The organism is Methylobacterium sp. J-070 (genome assembly GCF_022829385.1).
Taxonomy (GTDB): Bacteria; Pseudomonadota; Alphaproteobacteria; order Rhizobiales; family Beijerinckiaceae; genus Methylobacterium.
Map to the genome: position 1 here is coordinate 46,111 of NZ_JAKSXX010000208.1, position 19,479 is coordinate 65,589.

Annotated in this window: 17 protein-coding genes and 2 tRNA genes; 13 read left to right on the forward strand and 6 right to left on the reverse strand. The window is 68.5% G+C overall.

Annotated features, from left to right (window positions below; all coding sequences use genetic code 11):
- Positions 1-177: 177 nt before the first annotated feature.
- Positions 178-813, reverse strand: coding sequence for a glycosyltransferase (locus tag MKL01_RS22385; RefSeq protein ID WP_243907387.1), 636 nt, complete (start codon positions 811-813; stop codon positions 178-180).
- A 294-nt stretch (positions 814-1,107) separates the two neighbouring features.
- On the opposite strand from MKL01_RS22385, the gene MKL01_RS22390 reads away from it, so the two are divergent.
- The 3 genes from MKL01_RS22390 (at position 1,108) to MKL01_RS22400 (ending at position 2,942) form a co-directional block, all read left to right on the forward strand.
- Positions 1,108-2,325, forward strand: a complete 1,218-nt coding sequence (locus MKL01_RS22390) for a flagellin (protein WP_243907388.1) — start codon at positions 1,108-1,110, stop codon at positions 2,323-2,325.
- A 231-nt stretch (positions 2,326-2,556) separates the two neighbouring features.
- Positions 2,557-2,802: a hypothetical protein gene (locus tag MKL01_RS22395; protein ID WP_243907389.1), complete on the forward strand. Its 246-nt coding sequence runs from the start codon at positions 2,557-2,559 to the stop codon at positions 2,800-2,802.
- Entirely contained in the window at positions 2,802-2,942 is a 141-nt protein-coding gene (locus tag MKL01_RS22400; protein ID WP_243907390.1) for a hypothetical protein, read from the forward strand. Before MKL01_RS22395 ends, MKL01_RS22400 begins: the two co-directional genes overlap by 1 nt.
- 67 nt (positions 2,943-3,009) lie before the next feature.
- On the opposite strand, the gene MKL01_RS22405 is transcribed toward MKL01_RS22400, so the two are convergent.
- Positions 3,010-3,237 carry a hypothetical protein gene (locus MKL01_RS22405; RefSeq protein WP_243907391.1) on the reverse strand — a complete coding sequence of 76 codons (228 nt, stop codon included), beginning with the start codon at positions 3,235-3,237 and terminating at the stop codon, positions 3,010-3,012.
- Between the two features lie 437 nt (positions 3,238-3,674).
- Here MKL01_RS22405 and MKL01_RS22410 point away from each other — a divergent pair, with 437 nt between their 5' ends.
- The 5 genes from MKL01_RS22410 (at position 3,675) to MKL01_RS22430 (ending at position 10,870) form a co-directional block, all read left to right on the forward strand.
- Complete coding sequence (locus MKL01_RS22410) at positions 3,675-3,962, forward strand: hypothetical protein (protein ID WP_243907392.1); 288 nt, start codon at positions 3,675-3,677, stop codon at positions 3,960-3,962.
- Positions 3,963-4,308: 346 nt separating this feature from the next.
- On the forward strand, positions 4,309-6,075 hold the full coding sequence (locus tag MKL01_RS22415; protein ID WP_243907393.1) for an ethylbenzene dehydrogenase-related protein: 1,767 nt from the start codon (positions 4,309-4,311) through the stop codon (positions 6,073-6,075).
- Positions 6,076-6,089: 14 nt separating this feature from the next.
- Positions 6,090-7,127, forward strand: a complete 1,038-nt coding sequence (locus tag MKL01_RS22420) for a 2Fe-2S iron-sulfur cluster-binding protein (protein ID WP_243907394.1) — start codon at positions 6,090-6,092, stop codon at positions 7,125-7,127.
- A gap of 75 nt (positions 7,128-7,202) precedes the next feature.
- The gene (locus MKL01_RS22425; RefSeq protein ID WP_243907395.1) at positions 7,203-8,012 is read left to right on the forward strand and encodes a PstS family phosphate ABC transporter substrate-binding protein; all 810 of its coding nucleotides are present in this window, start codon (positions 7,203-7,205) and stop codon (positions 8,010-8,012) included.
- Positions 8,009-10,870, forward strand: coding sequence for an EAL domain-containing protein (locus MKL01_RS22430; protein WP_243907396.1), 2,862 nt, complete (start codon positions 8,009-8,011; stop codon positions 10,868-10,870). Before MKL01_RS22425 ends, MKL01_RS22430 begins: the two co-directional genes overlap by 4 nt.
- Positions 10,871-11,895: 1,025 nt before the next feature.
- Here the strand turns inward: MKL01_RS22430 and MKL01_RS22435 are convergent.
- From MKL01_RS22435 to MKL01_RS22445, 3 genes are all read right to left on the reverse strand, one after another.
- Positions 11,896-13,308, reverse strand: a complete 1,413-nt coding sequence (locus tag MKL01_RS22435; protein ID WP_243907397.1) for a hypothetical protein — start codon at positions 13,306-13,308, stop codon at positions 11,896-11,898.
- 178 nt (positions 13,309-13,486) lie between these two features.
- Positions 13,487-13,915 carry a hypothetical protein gene (locus tag MKL01_RS22440; protein ID WP_243907398.1) on the reverse strand — a complete coding sequence of 143 codons (429 nt, stop codon included), beginning with the start codon at positions 13,913-13,915 and terminating at the stop codon, positions 13,487-13,489.
- A gap of 631 nt (positions 13,916-14,546) precedes the next feature.
- Positions 14,547-14,620, reverse strand: a tRNA-Gln gene (locus MKL01_RS22445).
- 176 nt (positions 14,621-14,796) lie between these two features.
- On the opposite strand from MKL01_RS22445, the gene MKL01_RS22450 reads away from it, so the two are divergent.
- A tRNA-Ser gene (locus MKL01_RS22450) sits at positions 14,797-14,886 on the forward strand.
- 64 nt (positions 14,887-14,950) lie between these two features.
- Here the strand turns inward: MKL01_RS22450 and MKL01_RS22455 are convergent.
- Entirely contained in the window at positions 14,951-15,847 is an 897-nt protein-coding gene (locus MKL01_RS22455; protein WP_243907399.1) for a LysR family transcriptional regulator, read from the reverse strand.
- A gap of 118 nt (positions 15,848-15,965) precedes the next feature.
- Here MKL01_RS22455 and MKL01_RS22460 point away from each other — a divergent pair, with 118 nt between their 5' ends.
- Genes MKL01_RS22460 through MKL01_RS22475 form a run of 4 tightly spaced genes read left to right on the forward strand, consistent with a single transcriptional unit; the run spans position 15,966 to position 19,478 of the window.
- A complete protein-coding gene (locus MKL01_RS22460; protein WP_243907400.1) occupies positions 15,966-16,916 on the forward strand; it encodes an ABC transporter substrate-binding protein in 951 nt (316 codons plus the stop codon).
- On the forward strand, positions 16,913-17,776 hold the full coding sequence (locus MKL01_RS22465) for an ABC transporter permease (protein WP_243907401.1): 864 nt from the start codon (positions 16,913-16,915) through the stop codon (positions 17,774-17,776). Before MKL01_RS22460 ends, MKL01_RS22465 begins: the two co-directional genes overlap by 4 nt.
- 5 nt (positions 17,777-17,781) lie before the next feature.
- Positions 17,782-18,564 carry an ABC transporter ATP-binding protein gene (locus MKL01_RS22470; protein ID WP_243907402.1) on the forward strand — a complete coding sequence of 261 codons (783 nt, stop codon included), beginning with the start codon at positions 17,782-17,784 and terminating at the stop codon, positions 18,562-18,564.
- A complete protein-coding gene (locus MKL01_RS22475) occupies positions 18,564-19,478 on the forward strand; it encodes a polysaccharide deacetylase family protein (RefSeq protein WP_243907403.1) in 915 nt (304 codons plus the stop codon). Before MKL01_RS22470 ends, MKL01_RS22475 begins: the two co-directional genes overlap by 1 nt.
- Position 19,479 lies beyond the last annotated feature (1 nt).

Below are 19,479 nucleotides of genomic sequence, written 5' to 3' on the forward strand. Positions count from 1 at the left end.
TCCGGTCGATGCCGACCCGCCCCTGGCGAGCAGGTCGGCTTCCAACGCACGGCATCCGGGCGCACGGGCACGGGGGCCTTCGCCGGCCCTTCAACGACGCGTTGGATAGGTTTCGCGGAGGCATGCGCCGGCGAGCGCGCCTGAACGGCGCCGCGCGCGCGAGGCCCGGGATGCCGTTCAGAGCTTGAACGCCTGCTCGCCGATGTGCCCGATCTCCTTGCTCAGATAGGGATCGCACCAGATCCGATATCCCAGCGAGCGGACGCGATCGCTGAAATCGTAGTCTTCGCCGATGTTGACCCCCGCTTCCTCGTCGACCCGGAAGCGGAAATACGGCCGCTTCAGCTGCTCGAAGACACGCGTCTTCACGAGCAGGAAGCCGGTGGGGATCCGGGCCATCTCCAGCAGGCCCTTCGGAGCGTCGGCCGGCTGCTCGGGCAGGATGTCGCCCAGGAAGTTGAACGGGGCGGTCCGCCGGGAGTAGGTCGCGCCGACGATATCGACGTTCCTGACGAGAAGCTTCAGCAGGGCATCGCGCGGAAACGTCATGTCGCTGTCGATGAACAGGATGTATTCGGCGTTGAATTTCTGGGCGTACTCAAGCCCCATGTTGCGCGCATCCGCGACGATGGAGGATTTGCCGACGACGAGCGACATCGGCATCTCGCCGAGCATGTGCATCATCGATCCGAGACTGATGGCGAAGTCGGCGTGGACCATCGTGCCGCACGGGATCGCCACCGCGACGTGCGGGAAATTCGCGGCCGCCGCCGGATTTGGGCTGACAGACTCGACAAGCGCTTCAGCGATCACGGCCGGACTCCAAACATCGTGTGGTGCCGACCTCGTCGGCCTCTCCGTCGGATCAGTCCGGCACGGACAAGCTTGATGTGAGTTCGACTATCCTCCGGCTTATGTCGCAAGATGGTTAATGGATATTAAACAGCGATCACGATCGCATCGCAGTAGATCAATTCATGAAGTAATCGATTAAGGATCTCGTCGAGATCTCGAAACGCTTGCCGTTTCTTAACCTCTGCGAAACGCCTGGGGCGCGATTACTGCGGCACCCAAGAAACGGGTGTCCTCAATCAGAAAGATCGAACGATGTCCTCCATCACCCTGTCGTCCGCGACGCGCCAGAACCTGCTCTCGCTGCAGGACACCGCGACCCTGATGGCGACCACCCAGAACCGCCTCGCCACCGGCAAGACGGTCAATTCCGCCCTCGACAACCCGACCAACTTCTTCACCTCCCAGGCCCTCGACAGCCGCTCCACCAGCCTCAACACCCTGCTCGACGGCGTCTCCAACGGCGTGCAGTCGATCCAGGCGGCCAACCAGGGCATCACCTCGATCCAGAAGCTCGTCGACCAGGCCAAGTCGATCGCCAACCAGGCGCTCTCGACCCAGCTCTCCACCACCGGCACCGCCGCCGGCGCCTACAGCGCCAGCACCGCCAGCTCGACCGTCCTGCTGACCATCAACGGCACCTCCGTCTCCGCCACCATCAACGCCTCCTCCAGCATCTCCAGCACGGTGGCGGCCCTCAACGCCGCGGTCAGCTCGGCCAGCGCCTCGTCCAACGGCTCCTTCGGCGCCGGCGCGATCTTCTCCACCGACAGCACCGGCACCAAGATCGTCCTGAATGCCCAGGCCGATGTCGAGTTCCAGAACTCCGCCAGCCAGACGGCGCTCGGCTTCACCGCCTCCGCCACCACCGCCTCGACCTACGGCACCGCCTCCAGCACCGTGGTCAGCAGCGACCTGTCCATCACGGGCGTGTCGCAGCGCTCGTCGCTGGCGCAGCAGTACAACAACCTGCTCAACCAGATCACCCAGCTCGCGGGTGATGCCAGCTACAACGGCGTCAACCTCATTGCCGGCAAGGGCAATGACCTGAACATCAAGTTCAACGACACCGGCAGCTCGAACCTGAACGTCGCCTCGGTGGACGCCACCGCCACCGGCCTCGGCCTCAGCGCGATCACCAACTCGAACAGCTCGACGAGCGCGAACGGGCTGGGCAACTTCCTGCTGAACGCGGACGTGAACAAGACCCTGGCCACGCTGACCACGGCCGGCAGCGCGCTCAACTCGGCGGCGAGCACGCTGGGCTCGAACCTGTCGGTGGTTCAGAACCGGCAGGACTTCTCCAAGCAGCTGATCAACGTTCTGCAGACCGGCTCGGCCAACCTGACGAACGCCGACCTCAACCAGGAGGCGGCCAACTCGCAGGCGCTGTCGACCCGCCAGTCGATGGGCATCTCGGCGCTGTCGCTGGCCAACTCGGCCCAGCAGGGCGTCCTGCAGCTCCTGCGCTGATCGCAGCCGCATCTGACGACGAGGCCGGCCGGGGCGACCCGGCCGGCCTTTCTCATGCGCGAACGCCGCCGACCGACGACGAACGCCCCGCGCCGCCGTCGATGACCCGTCTCCGGTGGATCGGAACGTTCGGCCCCAGGATCTTCAGACCTCCGGGGTTGCCAAGCTTGGCCATATCGGCAAGTTTGTACGTAAGTAACGCGTCCCGATCCGTGTGATGAAGGAGGCCCGATGCTGGTCAACCACGAGCGCCGCCTGCTCAACAAGGCAGCAGAGGCACGTGATTACCGGATTTCGATCCGCAGGAGGCCCGACGATTCCTGGCCGGGCGACCACAGCCGCCTCACCGCTCTCGAGAGCCTCGGCCACCTGGAGCGGATCGATCGCCTGGAGGGGGCCGATGACGCGCACACGACCTGGCAGCTCACGAAGGCCGGGCTGAACCAGCTGGAGTCGCTCGGCCCGGGCGGCCAGTGATGGCCTCGATCAAGATCCGCGCTGTCGGCGACGGCACCTTCGTGGTCTGCCGCGACGGGACTGCCGTCGCATCCGGACTCACCCGCGAACAGGCCGAGCGTTGCGCGACGGTCCTCAGCTGGATCGCCCAGGGCGCCTGAGGACCTGGCCAACGCGCCGGTCGGCGGCCCGGAGTCGTTCACTCCTACGCGGATGTCCGCGGCGGCTTCACTCCGCCGCTTTCAGGACGGCCGCCGCGACGGCTTCGCGCCGCGCGGTCGAGAGGATCCGCTGGCGCGCCTGCGGATCGTCGATCGCGCTCCACAGGCGGAGCAACTCGATCGTCAGACTGGCTTCATGGGCTTTGCTCTCGGGCAGATAGAAACTTTCGACGGAGCAGCCCATGACAGCCGCGATCTCGCTAAGACGCTCGGAAAACCGGCCTTCAATGGTCATCGAAGGTTCTTTACCCAAATGGAAGCGGTTTTTCGTCTAACATCCTGCGGTTGAAACCGACAAGTGATCAGGATTAACCAGGATTAGTTGGTTTATATCAAGGGGGCACCGCGTCCGATAAGGCCGCGGATTGGCAAGTCGGTGCGGGATGCCCGCATCCGCCGAAGACATAGCGTCGGCCATACGGCCAAGCCTAGCCCGCGGCGGTCGTGTACGGCGGCGAGGTGTGCGACCGGGCACCACGACCGAAGCCTTCGGCCCACGATGCCGTCACCCCGCCGAATTCGGCAAACGCCGAACGGAACCTTGCTTTCGCGTGATTCCTTAAGGCTAAGCTTTTGCGGAAGCTTGCCGTTAACTGTTCGTTAACCGGTCCGCCCTAACCGGGTTATGGCGGCGATCGACCAATAGCGCTGCACCTACCGGACGGGGCTCCCATGCTTCTCTTGGTTGCAGTGGCGATCGGCACCGGCTTCAGCGCGGCGGCTCTCCTGGCGCCCGTGAGTATTCTCGCCGCGCTGATCATCGCCCCGCTGGCGGGGAGTGCGGCGGCGATGCTCGCGTGCTTCGTGATCGCCTGGCGCACGGTCGAGAGCGAGCGCACGCGTCACGCCCTCGACATCCAGACCGACGCGATGGTGGCGGCCCTCCGCGATGTGGCGCAGCAGGGCAATGCCGCATCGCCGGTCCCGAAGGTGCGCGTCGGCGGCCACCGGGCGGCCTGACGGTTCATCGACTCGTCTCCGGCGCGTCGCGCGGGCAGGCTGACGCTTGTGCGCAGGTCGATCCGCGCCCGCTCGCCCCGCGAACGGACGCCGCTGCGGACGGCGGACCCGCGCTGTTTCAGCGCGGCGGCGACCTCAGCTTGTTCGGCGGCGTGCCCGTCGAAGCCGCCATCGCGCTGAGCCCGGTCGAACGTCAGCCGCCGCTCCATTCACGGTCTTTTCACCGGGGCGAAGACCCCGGCGAAATCAAGGAACGGCAAGCTTGGCAATAGCGGGTACTCTGCGCTAAGCTTAGCAAAGCACTAATGCTCTGCGAGCGATGCGTGTTGGCGATCCGGAGGATTGGATGTCGGACTCACTGAGCCTCTCACCGCATCCGCCCGGCACCGCCGCGTCCGAGACCCGGCCCGCCGCGGCGCCGCGCGTCGACCGGCATCCGCGCTCCGATACCGGCACCATCGTCATCCATTGGATCGTGGCGATCGCGATGATCGCCAGCCTGATCACCGGCCTGCGCATCTCGGCCGATGCACCGGTGGCCCGCATCGCGAAGCTGCTGGCGCCGGTCCTGCCGCAGGGTGAAGTCTGGACCGTCCACTTCGTGGCCGGGTTGAGCCTGTTCTTCGGGATCACCGCCTACCTCGCCTACCTCGTGCGCGGGCGCCTGACCGATCGCAACAGCCCGGCGCGCATGCGCGCGATCGTGGTCGGCGGACAGACGAAGGCGGCGCGCAAGGCCCGGTGGGGCGGCATCAACGTCGCGCTGCACTGGCTGATCTACGCCGTCACCCTCATCCTCACCGGCACCGGCGTCGCGCTCTATCTCGGCTACGGCGGATGGGTGGTGTGGCTCCACGCCACCTGCGCGCTGGTGGCGCTCGGCTACATCGCCGTCCATACCCTCGCGCACTTCATGTATGGCGGCGTGTGGCAGCTCCTGCGGCTGTTCCGCCCCGCCCCCCTGGCGGACGGGGCGGTGCGCCGGCGGCGGCCCCTCCTCGCGGCGGCACTGCTCGGCATCCCGGTCGTGGGCGGCCTCGCCTGGGCGGATATCGGCGACCGCTCGACCCTGGTGGTGGACAAGGTTGCGACCGGGCCCGACCTCAGCAAGCTGCTCGACGATCCGGTCTGGCGCACCGCCCGGCCCGTCTCGGTTCGGACGATGCAGGGCATGAACTTCGGCGGCACCGGCGAGACGACGGTGGAGATCCGTGCCGTGCGGGACGACGCGAACGTCTATTTCGCCTTCCGCTGGTGGGACCCGTCGCGCTCGCTGAAGCGGGTGCCGCTGGTCAAGAAGGCGGATGGCTGGCACCTCCTCGACGCCAAGGCCGCACGGGCAGACGTCACCGACTATTACGAGGACAAGCTCGCGGTGATCTTCTCGCGCTCCGACGCGTTCGGCTCCGGTGGCGCGACCCATCTCGGCCCGAAGCCCCTGGCCGACGCCCCGGCACCGTTGAACGGCCGCGGCTTCCACTACACCACGGACGGCAGCTACATCGACATGTGGCAGTGGAAGGCGGCCCGCGGCGGCATGCTCGGCGTGGTCGAGGACATGCACATCGGACCGCCGACCGATCCCACCGAGGCCGAGCGCGCGGTCAAGGGCCGCTACCAGGCGGGCTACTGGGGCGACCCGGGCACCAGCGCCTATCGCTACAATTTCCGGTTCGAGGGCCCCGGCGGCTACGTGGGCTCCGTCGAGCCGCTGCGCCTCCCGAAGGACTGGCGCGTCACCGCGGCCAAGCTCGGGACCGTGGACCTCGATCCCGACGCCGGCGCGTCCGAGGGCTCCGAGTGGTGGATGGTCGAGAAGACCGATACCGTCCCCTATTCCAAGGAGGTCGACGCGGAGATCCCGGTGGGAACCGTGATGCCGGGCGTGCTGCTCACCGACGGCTACACGGGCGACCGGGCCGGCATCTCGGCCGCCGCCCATTGGGCCGACGACCATTGGACCCTGGTGGCCTCGCGCAAGATCGCGACCGGCAGCAAGTACGACGTGGATTTCCTCCCCGGCAACCTGTTCTACCTCTACGTCTCGGCCTTCGACCACACGCAGACGCGCCACACGCGGCACATGCGGCCGGTCGAAGTCCTGATGCGCTGATCGGGATCGCCGGCATGGCCGGGCAGATCACCCTCGTGATCAACGGCGGCCGCGTCACGGCCACCGCCGGGCAGACGCTTCTCGACGCCGGACTCGCCGGCGGCCGTCTGATCCCGCACGATTGCGCATCGGGACAATGCGACACCTGTCGCGTCCGCATCCATTCGGGCGCGGTGGACGATGCCGGAACGCGGATCGGCGACACCGTCCTCGCCTGCCGGGCCCGGCTCACCAGCGAGACCGTGATCGAGTTCGACGAGGTGCCCGACTGCGTCCGGCGCAGCGGAACGGTGGACAGCGTCGTGGCGCTCACGCCCGAGATCGTCGAGGTCACGGTGGCGCTGCGCAAGCGGCTGGCCTACCTCCCCGGCCAATACGTCCGGGTCGCCTTCGCGGGTCTGCCGCCGCGGGATTACAGTCCGTCGCTCCGGGCCGACGGCTCGGGCGAACTGAACGAACTCATCTTCCAGATCCGTCGCCAGGCGGGCGGCACCGTCTCGCCCCTGCTCGGAGGCCAGATCGGGCCAGGGACCGCGGTGAAGGTCGAGGGGCCGTTCGGCCACGCCTTTCACCGGCTCGGGCGCGGGCGCCTCGTGGTCGTCGCCTCCGGCGTGGGTTGGGCGCCGGCCTGGGCGGTGGCCCGCGCGAGCCGCCTGCGCGAGCCCGAGCGGGACCTGGTGGTGATCGCCGGGGCGCGCCACCCGCACAACCTCTACATGCGCCCGTCGCTGGATTGGCTGCGCGCCCGGGGGGCGACGGTGATCCTGACCTGCAGCGGCAACAACCCGCCGGATGACGCGCGTCCGGGACGGCCGACGCTCCACCTGCCCATGCTCAACGCCAGCGACACCGTGGTCACGGCCGGGTCCCCCGAGATGGTCGCCGCCGTTCAGTTTTTGGCCGCGGCTGCAGGGGCGACCTGCTATGCGGACCCGTTCTATGCCGCCGCGCGCACCGCGGCGGCCGGCGACGCGCCGGACATGAATTTCTTTCAGCGTTTTCTTCAGCGCGTCTCGGGTAATCAAAAATCCAAAACCGAACGTCTTGCCTAGCGATTCATAAACCACGGCCCCGTATTGGTGTATTTGGTGACGCCGATTTAATTGTTCTCGCCGCAGGCTGCGGACATGGCACTTGCATTCGTCAGCCTCCGGCGCGTTTCCGCGGCCGCCCTCGCCATCCTCGCCGCCTCGACCGGCGCGTGGGCGGACGATCTCGCCATCGTCGGTACCGGCGACGGGATCGAGATGCTGCAGGCGGTCGCGACGGCCTACAATGCCGAGGCCGGTGAGGCCCGCGTCTCCGTGCCGGCGAGCATCGGCTCCGGCGGCGCGGTCGCGGCGGTGGGCGGCGAGCGCCAGAAGCTCGGCCGGGTCGCGCGGCCCCTCTCCGAGGCGGAGAAGGGCCAGGGACTCATCGAGGTCCCGCTGACGCGGATTCCCTCGGCGATCTTCGTGCACCGCGGCGTTGGCGTGGCGAGCCTGACCAGCGCCCAGGTTGCCGGAATCTTCTCCGGGGCGATCGAGAACTGGAGCGCTTTCGGCGGCTCGGACCTCAAGATTCGCGTGGTCCGGCGCGAGGAGACGGACAGCACCCTCGCCGTGCTCCGCTCCAGCATGCCGGGCTGGCGCGACCTCGCGCTCACGAGCCGCTCGAAGACCGCAACCACGACCCAGGATGCCATCGAGACCGTGCGGCAGACGCCGGGCGCGATCGGCTTCGGTCCGTTCTCCCCCGCTCTGGCGGGCGATCTGGCCGTGCTGTCGATCGACGGCAACGCCCCGCAGGATCCGGCCTATCCCAGCGCCGTCACGCTCTCGCTGATCTACAAGGTCGCCACGCGGGACGCGGCCTGCTCCGACTTCCTCGCCTTCGCGACGTCGGATCGCGCCAGGCGGCTGCTGGCGGAGCGGGGCGGCGCTCCCCTCAAGCCGTGACGCGCAACCCGTTCGCACGCTCCCTCCGCGCGCGCCTCGTCGGCGCGACGCTCTCGACGGCCGCGATCGCCCTCGCGGCCCTCGTCTTTCTGGTGGCGCTCCGGTCCGGGCAGACACTGAGCGAGCAGGCCCACGAGATCTCGCGCTGGTCCGAAGCGCAGCTCTCGGGCCGCCTGCTCAGCGATGCGAAGCTGGCCGCCGCGCGGCTCCAGATGCAACGCGAGGACGTGGAGCGTCGCTTCGCCACGATCGCCAAGCGCTGGGACGTGTCGAAGGCGGTCTTCTCCGGCAACACCGTGGCGGCGTCCGAACTCATGCGGCCGGCTCTGGCGCTCGCCGATCTGGACGGGGTGATCGCCTTCGACCTGAATCTGCGGGCGCTGACCGCCGACCGGGTGGACGCCGAGCTGCTCACGGCGAACGCCGCCCTCCTCCGAACACCCCTGGAGGCCGCCCTGCGCGCGATGATGGCGCGGAACGACAAGGAGCGCACGGTCGGGTTCGTGACGACGCTGCGCTGGGACGCAGCGCTCGCTCAGGCTCTGGCGGCGGACGAGGCCGGAACGGTCGTCGATATCTTCGGCCAGCCGCTGTTCGACGATTTCGGCGAGGTGATCGGCGCGCTCATCGGGTACCGCGTCCTTCGCCCGCGCGAGGCGATCCTCGAAGCGTTCTCGACGTTGAGCGGCCGCGACGTCCTGATCCTGGCCGGATCGCGTCTCCTCTCCTCGGCCGGGGCCGATTTGCCGAGCGGCGAACTCGGCGCCCTCTCCGGAGCCGGCCTGCAGGCCGTCGCCGGCGCCGAGAAGGTCGTCCGCTGCATTCCCACGGGGCAGGAGATCCGGCTCTGCGTGGCGGCACCGCTGCGGGAGCTGGAGCAGATCAAGGACAAGGTCGTCGGCATCGGCGAGGCGAGTTCCCGTTCGCTCCTCACGACGCTGTGCGTGGTCGCGGGCCTGACCCTGTGCCTCGTGGCGATCGTCCTGCTGCTCCTGTCGAGCCGGATCATCCACCCCCTGGTGCGGATCACCCAGACCGTGGCCGAGGTGGCGCGCGGGAACTGGCACGTCGAGGTGCCCGACGTCAGCCGCGAGGATGAGGTCGGCGATATCGCGCGGGCCGTGGTCGTGCTCGAACGCTCCCTCGCCGAGCGGGACCAGTTGCGCGACGATGTCTTCCTGAAGAACGCGATCCTCACCGAGCGCGAGGCACAGCTCGAGGAGCAGAACGGGCGGTTCGACGCGGCCCTCAACAACATGTCGCAGGGTCTGTGCATGTTCGGCGCGAACGGCCGCCTCAAGGTCTCGAACGCGCAGTTCTTCGGCATCTACGGGCTCGCGCCCGGCGCCCTCGGCGCGGATCCGTCCCATGTCGAGATCCGGCGGGTGACCGGGCTGGCGGATCAGCTCGGCTCGGAAATCGGCGCGCGGGGCCGCGTGATGACCGCGACTCTTGCGGACGGCCGCTGCGTGGAGATCACGGTGCAGCCGATGGCGGATGGCGGCTGGGTGGAGACGCACGAGGACGTCACCACGAGCGTGATCGCCCAGGCCCGCATCACCCATCTGGCGACCCACGACGCCCTGACCGGACTGCCGAATCGCGCGCTGCTGGCGGAGCGCCTGACCGCGGCTTTCTCGGAACACGCGCAGGGCGGCCGCGCGGTGGCGGTGATCTGCCTCGACCTCGACGACTTCAAGGGCGTGAACGACACGCTCGGCCATCCCGCGGGCGACGACCTCCTCCGGCAGGTCGGCGGCCGCCTGAAGGCGCTGAGCCCGCCCGGTTGCACGGTCGCACGGCTCGGCGGTGACGAGTTCGCCCTGGTCCTGTCCGGCTCCGATCTGCCGGACGGCGCGCTCCGTCTCGCGGAGGAGGCTCTGGTCCAGCTGAGGCGCCCGTTCCTGATCGCCGACCAGTTCGTCTCCGCCGACGCGAGCCTCGGGATCGCGGTCTCGTCCGCGGTCGACACCGACGGCGACGACCTGCTCCGCCGCGCCGACCTCGCCCTCTACGTCGCCAAGGCCGACGACAGCCGCCGGGTGCGCGCCTTCGAGCCCGAGATGGAGGAGCGCCAGAACCAGCGGCGCTGGCTGGAGCGCGAGCTGCGGATCGCGATCGAGAGCGAGCAGATCGAGCTGCATTACCAGCCGCTCTTCGACCTCGCGACGAACGCGGTGACCGGCTTCGAAGCGCTGGCGCGCTGGAACCATCCGGAGCGGGGCATGATCTCGCCGGGTGAATTCGTCCCCGTCGCAGAGGCCACCGGCCTCATCGACGCGCTCGGCGTCTACGTCCTGCGGACCGCCTGTGCGGCCGCGATGACGTGGCCCGGCAGCCTGCGCATCGCCGTCAACATCTCCCCGGCGCAGTTCCGCGAGGGCAAGCTCGACCAGCTCGTCGAGGAGGTTCTGCGCGACACGCAGCTGCAGAGCCAGCGGCTCGAACTCGAGATCACCGAGTCGGTGATCCTGAGCCAGGACCAGACGACCTACGACATGCTGACACGCCTGCGCCGCCTCGGCGTGCGGTTCTCGATGGACGATTTCGGAACGGGATACTCCTCGCTCAGCTCGCTCAACAGCTTCCGCTTCGACAAGATCAAGCTCGACCAGTCCTTCGTCCGGAACCTGATGGATCGCGACGAGGCCGCCGCCATCGTCCACGTCGTGGCCGAGCTCGGTCGCAGCCTGAAGATCACGACCACCGCCGAGGGCGTCGAGACCGCGGAGCAGCTCGCCCGGTTGCGGGCGAGCGGGTTCTCCGAAGTGCAGGGCTACCTGCTGAGCCGGCCGATCCCGGCCGCCGGTGTCGCGGCCTTCATCCTCGCCCAGAGCAATGTCAGCGCCGCGGCCTGACACCCGACAACGCGCAACCACCGACCGCAACCCGGAAAGGATCTCGCCGATCGACGCGGCCGAACGCCAAAGGCGTGCGGGCGGAGCTGGATGCCGTCTCCGCCCGCGGCAGAAGCACGGATCACCGAGCCGCGAGCAGGCGCAACCGCTCGGCGGACGGGCCGAGGCGCGCCTTGAGCATCTTCGGTTTGACTTGGATCACGCGCCTGCCGGACTGGGCGCGCATCCCCGCCCTCTTGCGGAGAGGGGTCAGGGGTGGGGGTTGGTGCTAAATGTGGCTCGGCGGCGCCTTCTGAACCACCCCCACCGCCAACTCATCCGCGCAAGGGGGAGGAGCGCGCATCGCCCTTCGTGATTCACACCAGAGAGAAAAAGCCCTCGGGCTGATTTGTTGCTGATCGGACACAACCGGGTCCGCGTGTGCCCCGGTGGGCCCGTGTTCGACTTTCCGCTTCAGAAAACTCTGGCATCCGGATCGAAATCTATCTATCGATCTGATTTCAGGGTTCGACCCGAATATATCTAGGTCTGTCGACGCGAATGTTTTTCACCAGTCTTATTTGTATCGTATTCGGTGTCGTCATAGCGCAGAATTCGGCGCGCTGGCCCGCGCGCGTTGTTGTATTGGAGATGGTCGGCGGAGGCCTTCTCGTACTCGGTCTCGGCCTCATCGGGTGTTGTCTTCCGGCCTTTCGCTGAAGTGCCCAACGGAAATGCGCCAGATCAAAGCGTTGCTTGCGGTCGAGCCGCGACCCTGAAAACCACGGCGTGCGGGATCTCGGGCGCCGGCAACGCACGCGGGTCGCAAACGCAAGCGGCCGCCTAGGCACCCGGTCCGATCGGGGACGGCCTTTGCCCGTGCGATCACGGCCGGAAGACCTGGGCTCCATGGGGGCCCTCGCTGTCATCCAGGCTCGGTGTCGAAGGTGTCCGCGACGGCCGGCTTCGCGGTTCCGACCGACTTCGCCCCTGCGTCGGAGAGGGCGGCGCCGGCGAAGGGCCGGATATCCGGTCTCGCACGAGCCTCAATAGAGAGAGGATGGACGCCTCGCGCGCAGGTACAGGGTCGCATTCGCCCCGTTGACATCCTTCTTGACCAGTACGATCGGCGATCCGGGGTCCGGCGCATCGAGGAATTCGTCGAACGAGTCGCCGGTCAGGGATCGTCCCGTGATCCGGATATTCGATTCATCGAGCGGGACGACGATCGGCGTCGGCTTTCCGTAATAGAGCTTCACGAACGAACTCGTGATCAGATCCGAGATCGGCATCCACTGCTCGCGCTTGACGACCAAGCGGTAGGCCTGGGGTTGAGCCGTCGCCTCGACACGACACGTCGCGCGCCGCCCGGAATCCGAGACGACGACGGGCGTCTGACCGCCGGTCGCGCTGCCGGGCGCGATCGGCCCGCAGGTCGCGCTGACGATCCGCACGTCACCGCCGACGCGCGGTGTCCTGTCACCGCCAGGGGCCGTCAGCGACAGGTCGCGGGGTGCCCCGGCCGGCTCGCCGCAGCCGTTCGCGCAGGCCGCGGCATCCGGTTGAGACGTGGTCGTGCTGTCGTCCGGGATCGATTTCCACCCGTAAGCCGGAGCGCTGATGATCAGCTTCGCCTCACCCGCATAGGACGGGTACAGGACGAGATGGACCTTCGCGGTGACACTCTGCCGTTTCTCGCTGGCGAAAAAGAAGAGCGTCTTGCCGGGGATCACGGTCTCGGCAATGAGCTCCGCGTCCACGATCGCCAGCGCGTCGGCGTTGAACAACGGCTTCAGAACGTCGTTCGGAATGGACAGCGACGCGACGTGGGCCTCCATCGGACTGACCGTGAGACCGGTCACCTCCCGGTCGGCAATCCTGAGCTTGAGGCTGGTCCTGGGTCCGTCGCCCAACGTTCCCACATACGATCCGACCACCAGCATCTGGTAGGCGCCGTCCTTCTCCAATTGCGTGAGGCCGACGATCCGCTGTATCGCGAACCGCTCCTGCGAGAAGGCGACCTGACCGAGAATGCCGGCGACATCGAGGGTCGCGGTGTCCTTCGCGGTATAGATCCTGTCGGCCAGTCGCGGTGCGGTCGTCTGCGCGCCGGCGATCCCTTCGAGCAGCAGGCGCTCCGGCTCCTTGAGCTTTTCCAGCGTGACGTCGAGACGGTCCGAAAAGACGGCGCTCGCGTCGAGGACGGCAACAGCGAGCTCGTCCGCTCCGCGCACCATCAGACCATTGCCGGTTTTCCGTCCGTCTTCCAGCAAGGTCGAGGCCGTCAGCCGCGCGCCGGTCAGGATGTCCCTGACCCGCTTCTTCATCAGCACCGGGCCCGCCACGGCCGAGATGGCGCCCAGCCCTTCCACGACCTGCGCCCGTGCCGGCACGTTTCCGAGCACCACGCAGCACGCGAGTGCCGCCGCCGATCCCGCTCCCAAGGCCCGACGAATCATTATTTGTATTTCCTCGTTGCAGAACGAATCTTGCCGAGATCAGCGTCGAACATCAACAGCCTTTGACGATCCGACGGGGCGAAGTCGACTTCGCTGCGTCAAGGGCGTTAAGAACTTTTGATCCGCCTCGACGGGACGCTCGATGCGGCGGATCGGGACGGCGCGGCCGAGGCTCCGGTCAGCACCCGGACCGGCACTGGACCCGGTCGACGTAGGGCGGAACGTCTGCGCTGAAGGTCCGGATCTCGATGAGGGCGCCGCCGCGCCGCCAGATCATACCGCAGCTCGCCAATCCGAATTCGTGACAGGTCTCGGCCTCGGGATAGGCCTCGCAGCGACCGGCGGATCCGTGGGCGCACCGATCATAGCAGCCGTTCGCGTCGCAATGCTGCGTGGCCTGCGCCACCGGCGCCCAGCCCAGCGAGACCAGGCTCGACCGTGCTTGATCGTAGGATGTGTTCTTGGAGAAGATCGGCAGCCGCTCCGCGGCAGTGGCGGATGCGGCAAGGAGCGGTGCACAGAGGGCGATCACGCTGCAGACGGCCCGGATGCCACGTGCCGAGGCGCGTCCCGCGGTGTTCGGGCCCCTGATGCGACCGGCACTCATAGCGCACGCCTTCAATTAACTTCGTTTCACTACCCAGGCCGTGCCTGCTGTGTAGTGATCTTGGAGACCTCTCGGATGATTTAAGTCAATATATGTATTGCGTTCTGTAACACCGCAGCCCAGAGGTCCTTCAACGGATGAATTGCCGCCCGCGTACGCAATTTCCTCTCGCGTCCGCCGTCTCGGCCGCACATTATCTGAGGCATCCAAGCAATATAAAATATCGACACGTTATCGTGAGCAATATTCGCAGAGTTGTGGCAGGCGTGCCCGGCGCGCGAAACTGCCTGGCCTCATCGTGAACGTTCGCCCAAGCGTCCGGTCGTCCTACGAAGCCGCCGCGCGCAACGTCAGCGACTCATGGACAGCCGGCTTCTACCATCGATCCGGTCCGGGAACGGCGGCGATCCGGACGCGACCTGCCATCCCGGGGCGGCCCAACTGCCGTGTCTGACTGATCGTCGGCTTTCGGGGGCGAGGCGATACGCCGGTGCCTCATCGGGTCCGGTCAAACCGATTTCAGGGCACACACTCGACTGGGCGCATCGCGCTAAGCCGGGGATAAGTCCCAACGGCAATCGAGGAGCGGGATATGTTCGGGCTTAGACGAGGTAACGGCAGATCAGAAAGGTGGCTGGGGGACCTGGATTCGAACCAGGACTAGAGGAGTCAGAGTCCACCGTTCTACCGTTAAACTATCCCCCAATCAGCTCTCGCGCAGAGCCGTCCGGTATGCTGTCGGCCTTGCGGGCCGACGCAGCGTGAGCGGCTTCTGGCGTGGGCGGTGGGATAGGCGGAATGTTCCGGCAGGTCAACCGCCCGTTCCACGGTTGACGCCAGGAGAGAAGCGGCCGAAACCGTGCCGTCGCGGATGCTGTCCGGGAAGGGTGGCCGAGTGGTTTAAGGCAGCGGTCTTGAAAACCGCCGTGGGGGCAACTCCACCGTGGGTTCGAATCCCACCCCTTCCGCCAGTGTCCATCGCATCCCGGGACGAATCGCGCGACCTGCGATGCTCCGACGCCGCGGCGCGGCTTCTCAGACCTGGTCCCGATTCAGCCGCAGGACGAGCTGGTCGGCGAACTTGGCGGCGGCCACCGAGAGCGACCGGCCCCGCAACTGGGCCAGGACCAGCGTCATCGGCGTGAGGTCGCGGGCGTCGATCGGCCGGCTGCGCAGGCGGGGATCGTCCGGGATGCCGCTGGGGATCTGCAGACTGATCACATCCTCGCGCAGGGTGAGGTTGCGCAGGAATTCCAGCGAGCCCGACTGGACGACCGGCCGGAGTTCGACGCCCCGCCGGGCGAGGGCGAGCTCGATGTGGTGTCGGATCGCCAGGGAGTGGTCGGGCAGCGCCATGGCGTGGGCGAGGCAGTCGCGGAGCCGGACCGGGCCCGTCCCGGCCGCCAGGGCGTGGCCCGTGCGCATCAGCGCGCACAGGGTCTGGTCACCCGAATAGAGCAGGTGCAGTTCCGCGGAGGGCGGCGGCTGCAGGATCAGCGCCAGGTCGGCCTCGAAGTTCGCCAGGGCGGTGACCGCCTGGGCATGGTCGCGCACCTGAACGGTGAAGCCCACCTGCGGGAAGCGGGCCCGATAGATCTCGACCTCCTCCGGCACCACCTGGGTGACGAAGGCCTGGCTGCAGGCCAGCGCCACCCGCCCCCGTCGCACCCCCGACAGGTCGGCGATCTGCGAGCGCACGCGCTCGAGATCCGCCGCCTGATCCCGGATGTGCCGGGCGAAGAGTTCGCCGGCCGCGTTGAGCCGCATGCCCTGCGGAAGGCGCTCGAAGATCGGCGTGCCGAGCTCGTATTCGAGGTCCTGGATCTGCCGCGTCAGCGCCGAGGGCGTCAGGTTCAGCCGTTCGGCCGCGCGCCGGATCGAGCCGGACCGGGCGACCTCGGCGACATACGTGACGGCGCGCAAATGCTTCACGGACGCATCCTGCACGCTGTTGCCGAAAACGCAACGACACGCTCGTGAAATAGCACTTCCTCGCAACAGCGGGGCGACCTAGCGTTTGCGGTGCCGAGACCGTCCGAGGAGCCGTTCGATGATCCGCCGCCGCACCCTTCTGGCCGGGCTCGGAGCCGGCCTCGCCCTCGGGCGGTCGTCCGGCGCGTACGCTCAGGGCGCCCCCGTCACGATCCGGATGGGGTCCCTCAAGCTCATCCACTCGATCGCGCCGAGCTTCTACGAGCGCTTCACCCCGGCGGGGGTGCGGGTCGAGGTGGTGCCCTTCGAGAGCCCGACGGAGTGCAAGAACGCCGTCGTGACCAAGTCGGTCGATTTCGGCACCTTCGGCATCGCCGCCGCGACGCTGGGAGCCGCCGCGGGCGAGCCCCTCGTGGTGATCGCCTCCACCTGCAACCGCGGGATGGCGGTGATCGCCAAGAAGGACTCCGACATCCACGCCATCCGGGACCTGCGGGGCAAGCGGGTCGCGATCTGGCCGGGCAGCACCCAGGAGGTGTTCGTCCTGGAGCGGATGCGCATGGAGGGCCTGTCGGTGAAGGACATCACCCCCGTGCGGGTCTCCTTCTCGGAGATGCACATCGCCCTCGCGCGGGGCGACGTCGATGCCTATGTCGGCGCCGAGCCCGGACCCGGCGTCAGCCTCGCCTCGGGCGTCGGACAGCTGGTGGAATACCCGTACGGCACCGAGATGGGCGCCCTGAACATGGTGTTCGGGGCCCATCGCGACACGCTGTCCGAGCGGCCCGACCTGGTCCGGACCATGCTGGAGATCCACCGCAAGGCCACGGATTTCGCCGCCGGCGACCGCGACGCGATGGTCGCCATGGCGGTGGCCAAGCTCGGCCAGAAGCGCGAGGCGCTGGAACTGTCGGCGCCGAACGTCGAGCTGACGTGGCGCCTCGGGCCGGACGAGGTCCGGCAGGCCGGGGCCTATGCCCAGCACATGCTCGCCCTCAAGCAGATCAAGCGCCTGCCCGCGCCCGGCTTCATCGACACCCGCTTCGTCGACGCGATGGGGCGGGCGTGAGCTCCGGGATCGAGACCGGCAGCCTGCCGGCGGCGGCGCCCGCGGCGCCCGCCCGCCGGGCCGACGGGGCCGGCCTCGGTCTCGCCCGCCTGCGCCGGCTGGCCCTGGCCTGCGTCGTGCCGGCCGTGCTGCTCGCCGTCTGGCAGCTCGCCACAGCCGGCCGATCCTACAGCCTGATCCCGCCGCCCGCCGAGGTCTGGGCGGAGCTGCGCGACCTCGCGGTCGGCGGCGTCAACGACGACGCCTTCAGCGGCACCCTGTGGACCCATCTGGCGGCCTCGCTCGGGCGCGTCTACGGCGGCTTCGCCCTCGCGGCGGCGGCCGCCCTGCCCCTCGGCCTGCTGATCGGCCGCGTCCCGCTGATCCGCGCGCTCCTCGACCCCGTCCTGCAGATCCTGCGGCCCGTACCGGTCACCGCGTGGCTGCCGCTGGCGATGATCCTGTTCGGCCTCGGGCCGCGCTCGGCCTTCTTCCTGGTGTTCCTCGGGGCGTTCTACCCGATCCTGGTCAACACCGTGTTCGGGGTGCGCTCGGTGGAGCCGCGCCTGTTCGAGGCGGCCGCGATGCTGGGCTGCACCGGGCCTGCGCAGTTCGTCCGGGTGGTGCTGCCGGCCTCCCTGCCGTCGATCTTCACCGGCCTCCGGCTCGGCCTGGGCTTCGCCTGGGTGGTGATCGTGGTCGGCGAGATGACCGGGGTCCAGACCGGCCTCGGCGCCATCATCATGGAGGCGCGCCAGCTCTCGCGCACCGAGATCGTGATCTGCGGGATGGCGGTGATCGGGGTCGCGGGCTTCATCTCGGACTGGCTGGTCATGCTGCTCGGCCGCCGCCTGCTCGCCTGGAGCCCGACCCATGGATGACGCCGATGGCTGAGCCCGCGCTGCCGATTCTCGACATGCGCGCGGTCTCGAAGACCTACGCGGCGGGCGGGCGCACGACGGAGGCCCTGCGCGAGGCCAACCTCGCCGTCGCCCGCGGCGCCTTCGTCTGCCTTCTCGGCGCCTCAGGCTGCGGGAAGTCGACGCTGCTGCGCGTCGCCGCCGGCTTCGAGGCGCCGAGCTCCGGCGAGGCGCTGATGTGGGGCAAGCCCATCGCCGGCCCCGGTCCGAGCCGCGGCATGGTCTTCCAGGATTACGGCCTGTTCCCGTGGCTCACCGTCCGTGACAACATCGGCTTCGGCCCGAAGGCGCGCGGGCGGCCCGCCGCGGAGGTCCGCGATATCGCCGAGCGCTACATCGCGCTGGTCGGCCTGCAGGCCTTCGCCGACGCCTATCCGCACCAGCTCTCGGGCGGGATGAAGCAGCGGGTCGCCATCGCCCGGGTGCTCGCCAACGAGGCCGAGGTGGTGCTGATGGACGAGCCGTTCGGGGCGCTCGACGCCATGACCCGGGAGCGCCTACAGGACGAACTGCTCGATCTGTGGTCCCGCACCGGCCTGACGATCCTGTTCGTCACCCACGCCATCGAGGAGGCGATCTTCCTGGCCGACCGCATCGTGATGATGTCGCCGGGTCCCGGACGGATCGAGGCCGTGCATGAGGTCGACCTCCCGCGGCGGCGCGACGTGTCGAGCCCGGCCTTCAACGACCTGCGCCGGATGCTGGCGGCGCAGCTCCACAGCCACCACGCCCCGCGGGCGGCCGCCTGATGGACATCGCCTCCGACGATCCCCGCCGGCCCGAGAACCGTGTCGCCTACCGCGCCGCCGTCGACCGGCCGGCGCTGACCCTGCCCGCGGGCAAGCACGTCGCCGTCTGGCCCGTGGTCAACGTCGAGCACTGGCTGATCGACCATCCGATGCCCCGCCAGATCCTGGTGCCGCCCACCGCCGCGGGCCTCCTGCCCGACCTGCCGAACTGGGCTTGGCACGAGTACGGCATGCGCGTCGGCTTCTGGCGCTTCCTCGACGCCTTCGCCACGCGCGGCATTCGGCCGACCCTGTCGATCAACGGCTCCGTCTGCACCGCCTATCCGCGGATCGCCCGCGCCGCCCACGAGGCCGGCTGGGAGTTCATGGCCCACGGCTTCCATCAGGTCCCGACACACCGGATCGAGGACCAGCCCGGGATGATCATGCGAACGGTGGCGGCGATCGCCGAGGTCACCGGCCGCGCCCCCCGCGGCTGGCTCGGGCCGGGCCTCACCGAGACCCTCGACACGCCCGACCACCTCCACGCCGCCGGCATCGCGTATGTCGGCGACTTCGTGGTCGACGACCGCCCCTGCCGGGTCGCGACGCGCACGGGCGACCTCGTGGCGCTCCCCTACTCGGTCGAGCTGAACGACATCCCGCTGCTCGCGATCCAGCACCACCGCGCCGACGAGTTCGTGGAGCGGGCGCTCGCCCATCTCGACCGGCTCGCCGCCGAGGCCGCCGGCCCCGGCCCGCTCGGGGGTGCCAGGGTGATGAGTTTCGCGATCCACCCCTACATCACCGGCGTCCCGCACCGCATCGGCCTTCTCGAACGCCTGCTCGACGCCCTGTCGGCGCGCAGCGAGGTGGTCTTCATGCAGGGTGGCGAGCTTCTCGACTGGTATCTCGCCACCGGCGACGCGTCCTGAT

Excerpts from the sequence above, each read along its gene's own strand:
- MKL01_RS22390 (WP_243907388.1), top strand. The coding sequence starts at position 1,108 with ATGTCCTCCATCACCCTGTCGTCCGCGACGCGCCAGAACCTGCTCTCG.
- MKL01_RS22395 (WP_243907389.1), top strand. The coding sequence starts at position 2,557 with ATGCTGGTCAACCACGAGCGCCGCCTGCTCAACAAGGCAGCAGAGGCA.
- MKL01_RS22400 (WP_243907390.1), top strand. The coding sequence starts at position 2,802 with ATGGCCTCGATCAAGATCCGCGCTGTCGGCGACGGCACCTTCGTGGTC.
- MKL01_RS22405 (WP_243907391.1), bottom strand. The coding sequence starts at position 3,237 with ATGACCATTGAAGGCCGGTTTTCCGAGCGTCTTAGCGAGATCGCGGCT.
- MKL01_RS22410 (WP_243907392.1), top strand. The coding sequence starts at position 3,675 with ATGCTTCTCTTGGTTGCAGTGGCGATCGGCACCGGCTTCAGCGCGGCG.
- MKL01_RS22415 (WP_243907393.1), top strand. The coding sequence starts at position 4,309 with ATGTCGGACTCACTGAGCCTCTCACCGCATCCGCCCGGCACCGCCGCG.
- MKL01_RS22420 (WP_243907394.1), top strand. The coding sequence starts at position 6,090 with ATGGCCGGGCAGATCACCCTCGTGATCAACGGCGGCCGCGTCACGGCC.
- MKL01_RS22425 (WP_243907395.1), top strand. The coding sequence starts at position 7,203 with ATGGCACTTGCATTCGTCAGCCTCCGGCGCGTTTCCGCGGCCGCCCTC.
- MKL01_RS22435 (WP_243907397.1), bottom strand. The coding sequence starts at position 13,308 with ATGATTCGTCGGGCCTTGGGAGCGGGATCGGCGGCGGCACTCGCGTGC.
- MKL01_RS22440 (WP_243907398.1), bottom strand. The coding sequence starts at position 13,915 with ATGAGTGCCGGTCGCATCAGGGGCCCGAACACCGCGGGACGCGCCTCG.
- MKL01_RS22460 (WP_243907400.1), top strand. The coding sequence starts at position 15,966 with ATGATCCGCCGCCGCACCCTTCTGGCCGGGCTCGGAGCCGGCCTCGCC.
- MKL01_RS22470 (WP_243907402.1), top strand. The coding sequence starts at position 17,782 with ATGGCTGAGCCCGCGCTGCCGATTCTCGACATGCGCGCGGTCTCGAAG.
- MKL01_RS22475 (WP_243907403.1), top strand. The coding sequence starts at position 18,564 with ATGGACATCGCCTCCGACGATCCCCGCCGGCCCGAGAACCGTGTCGCC.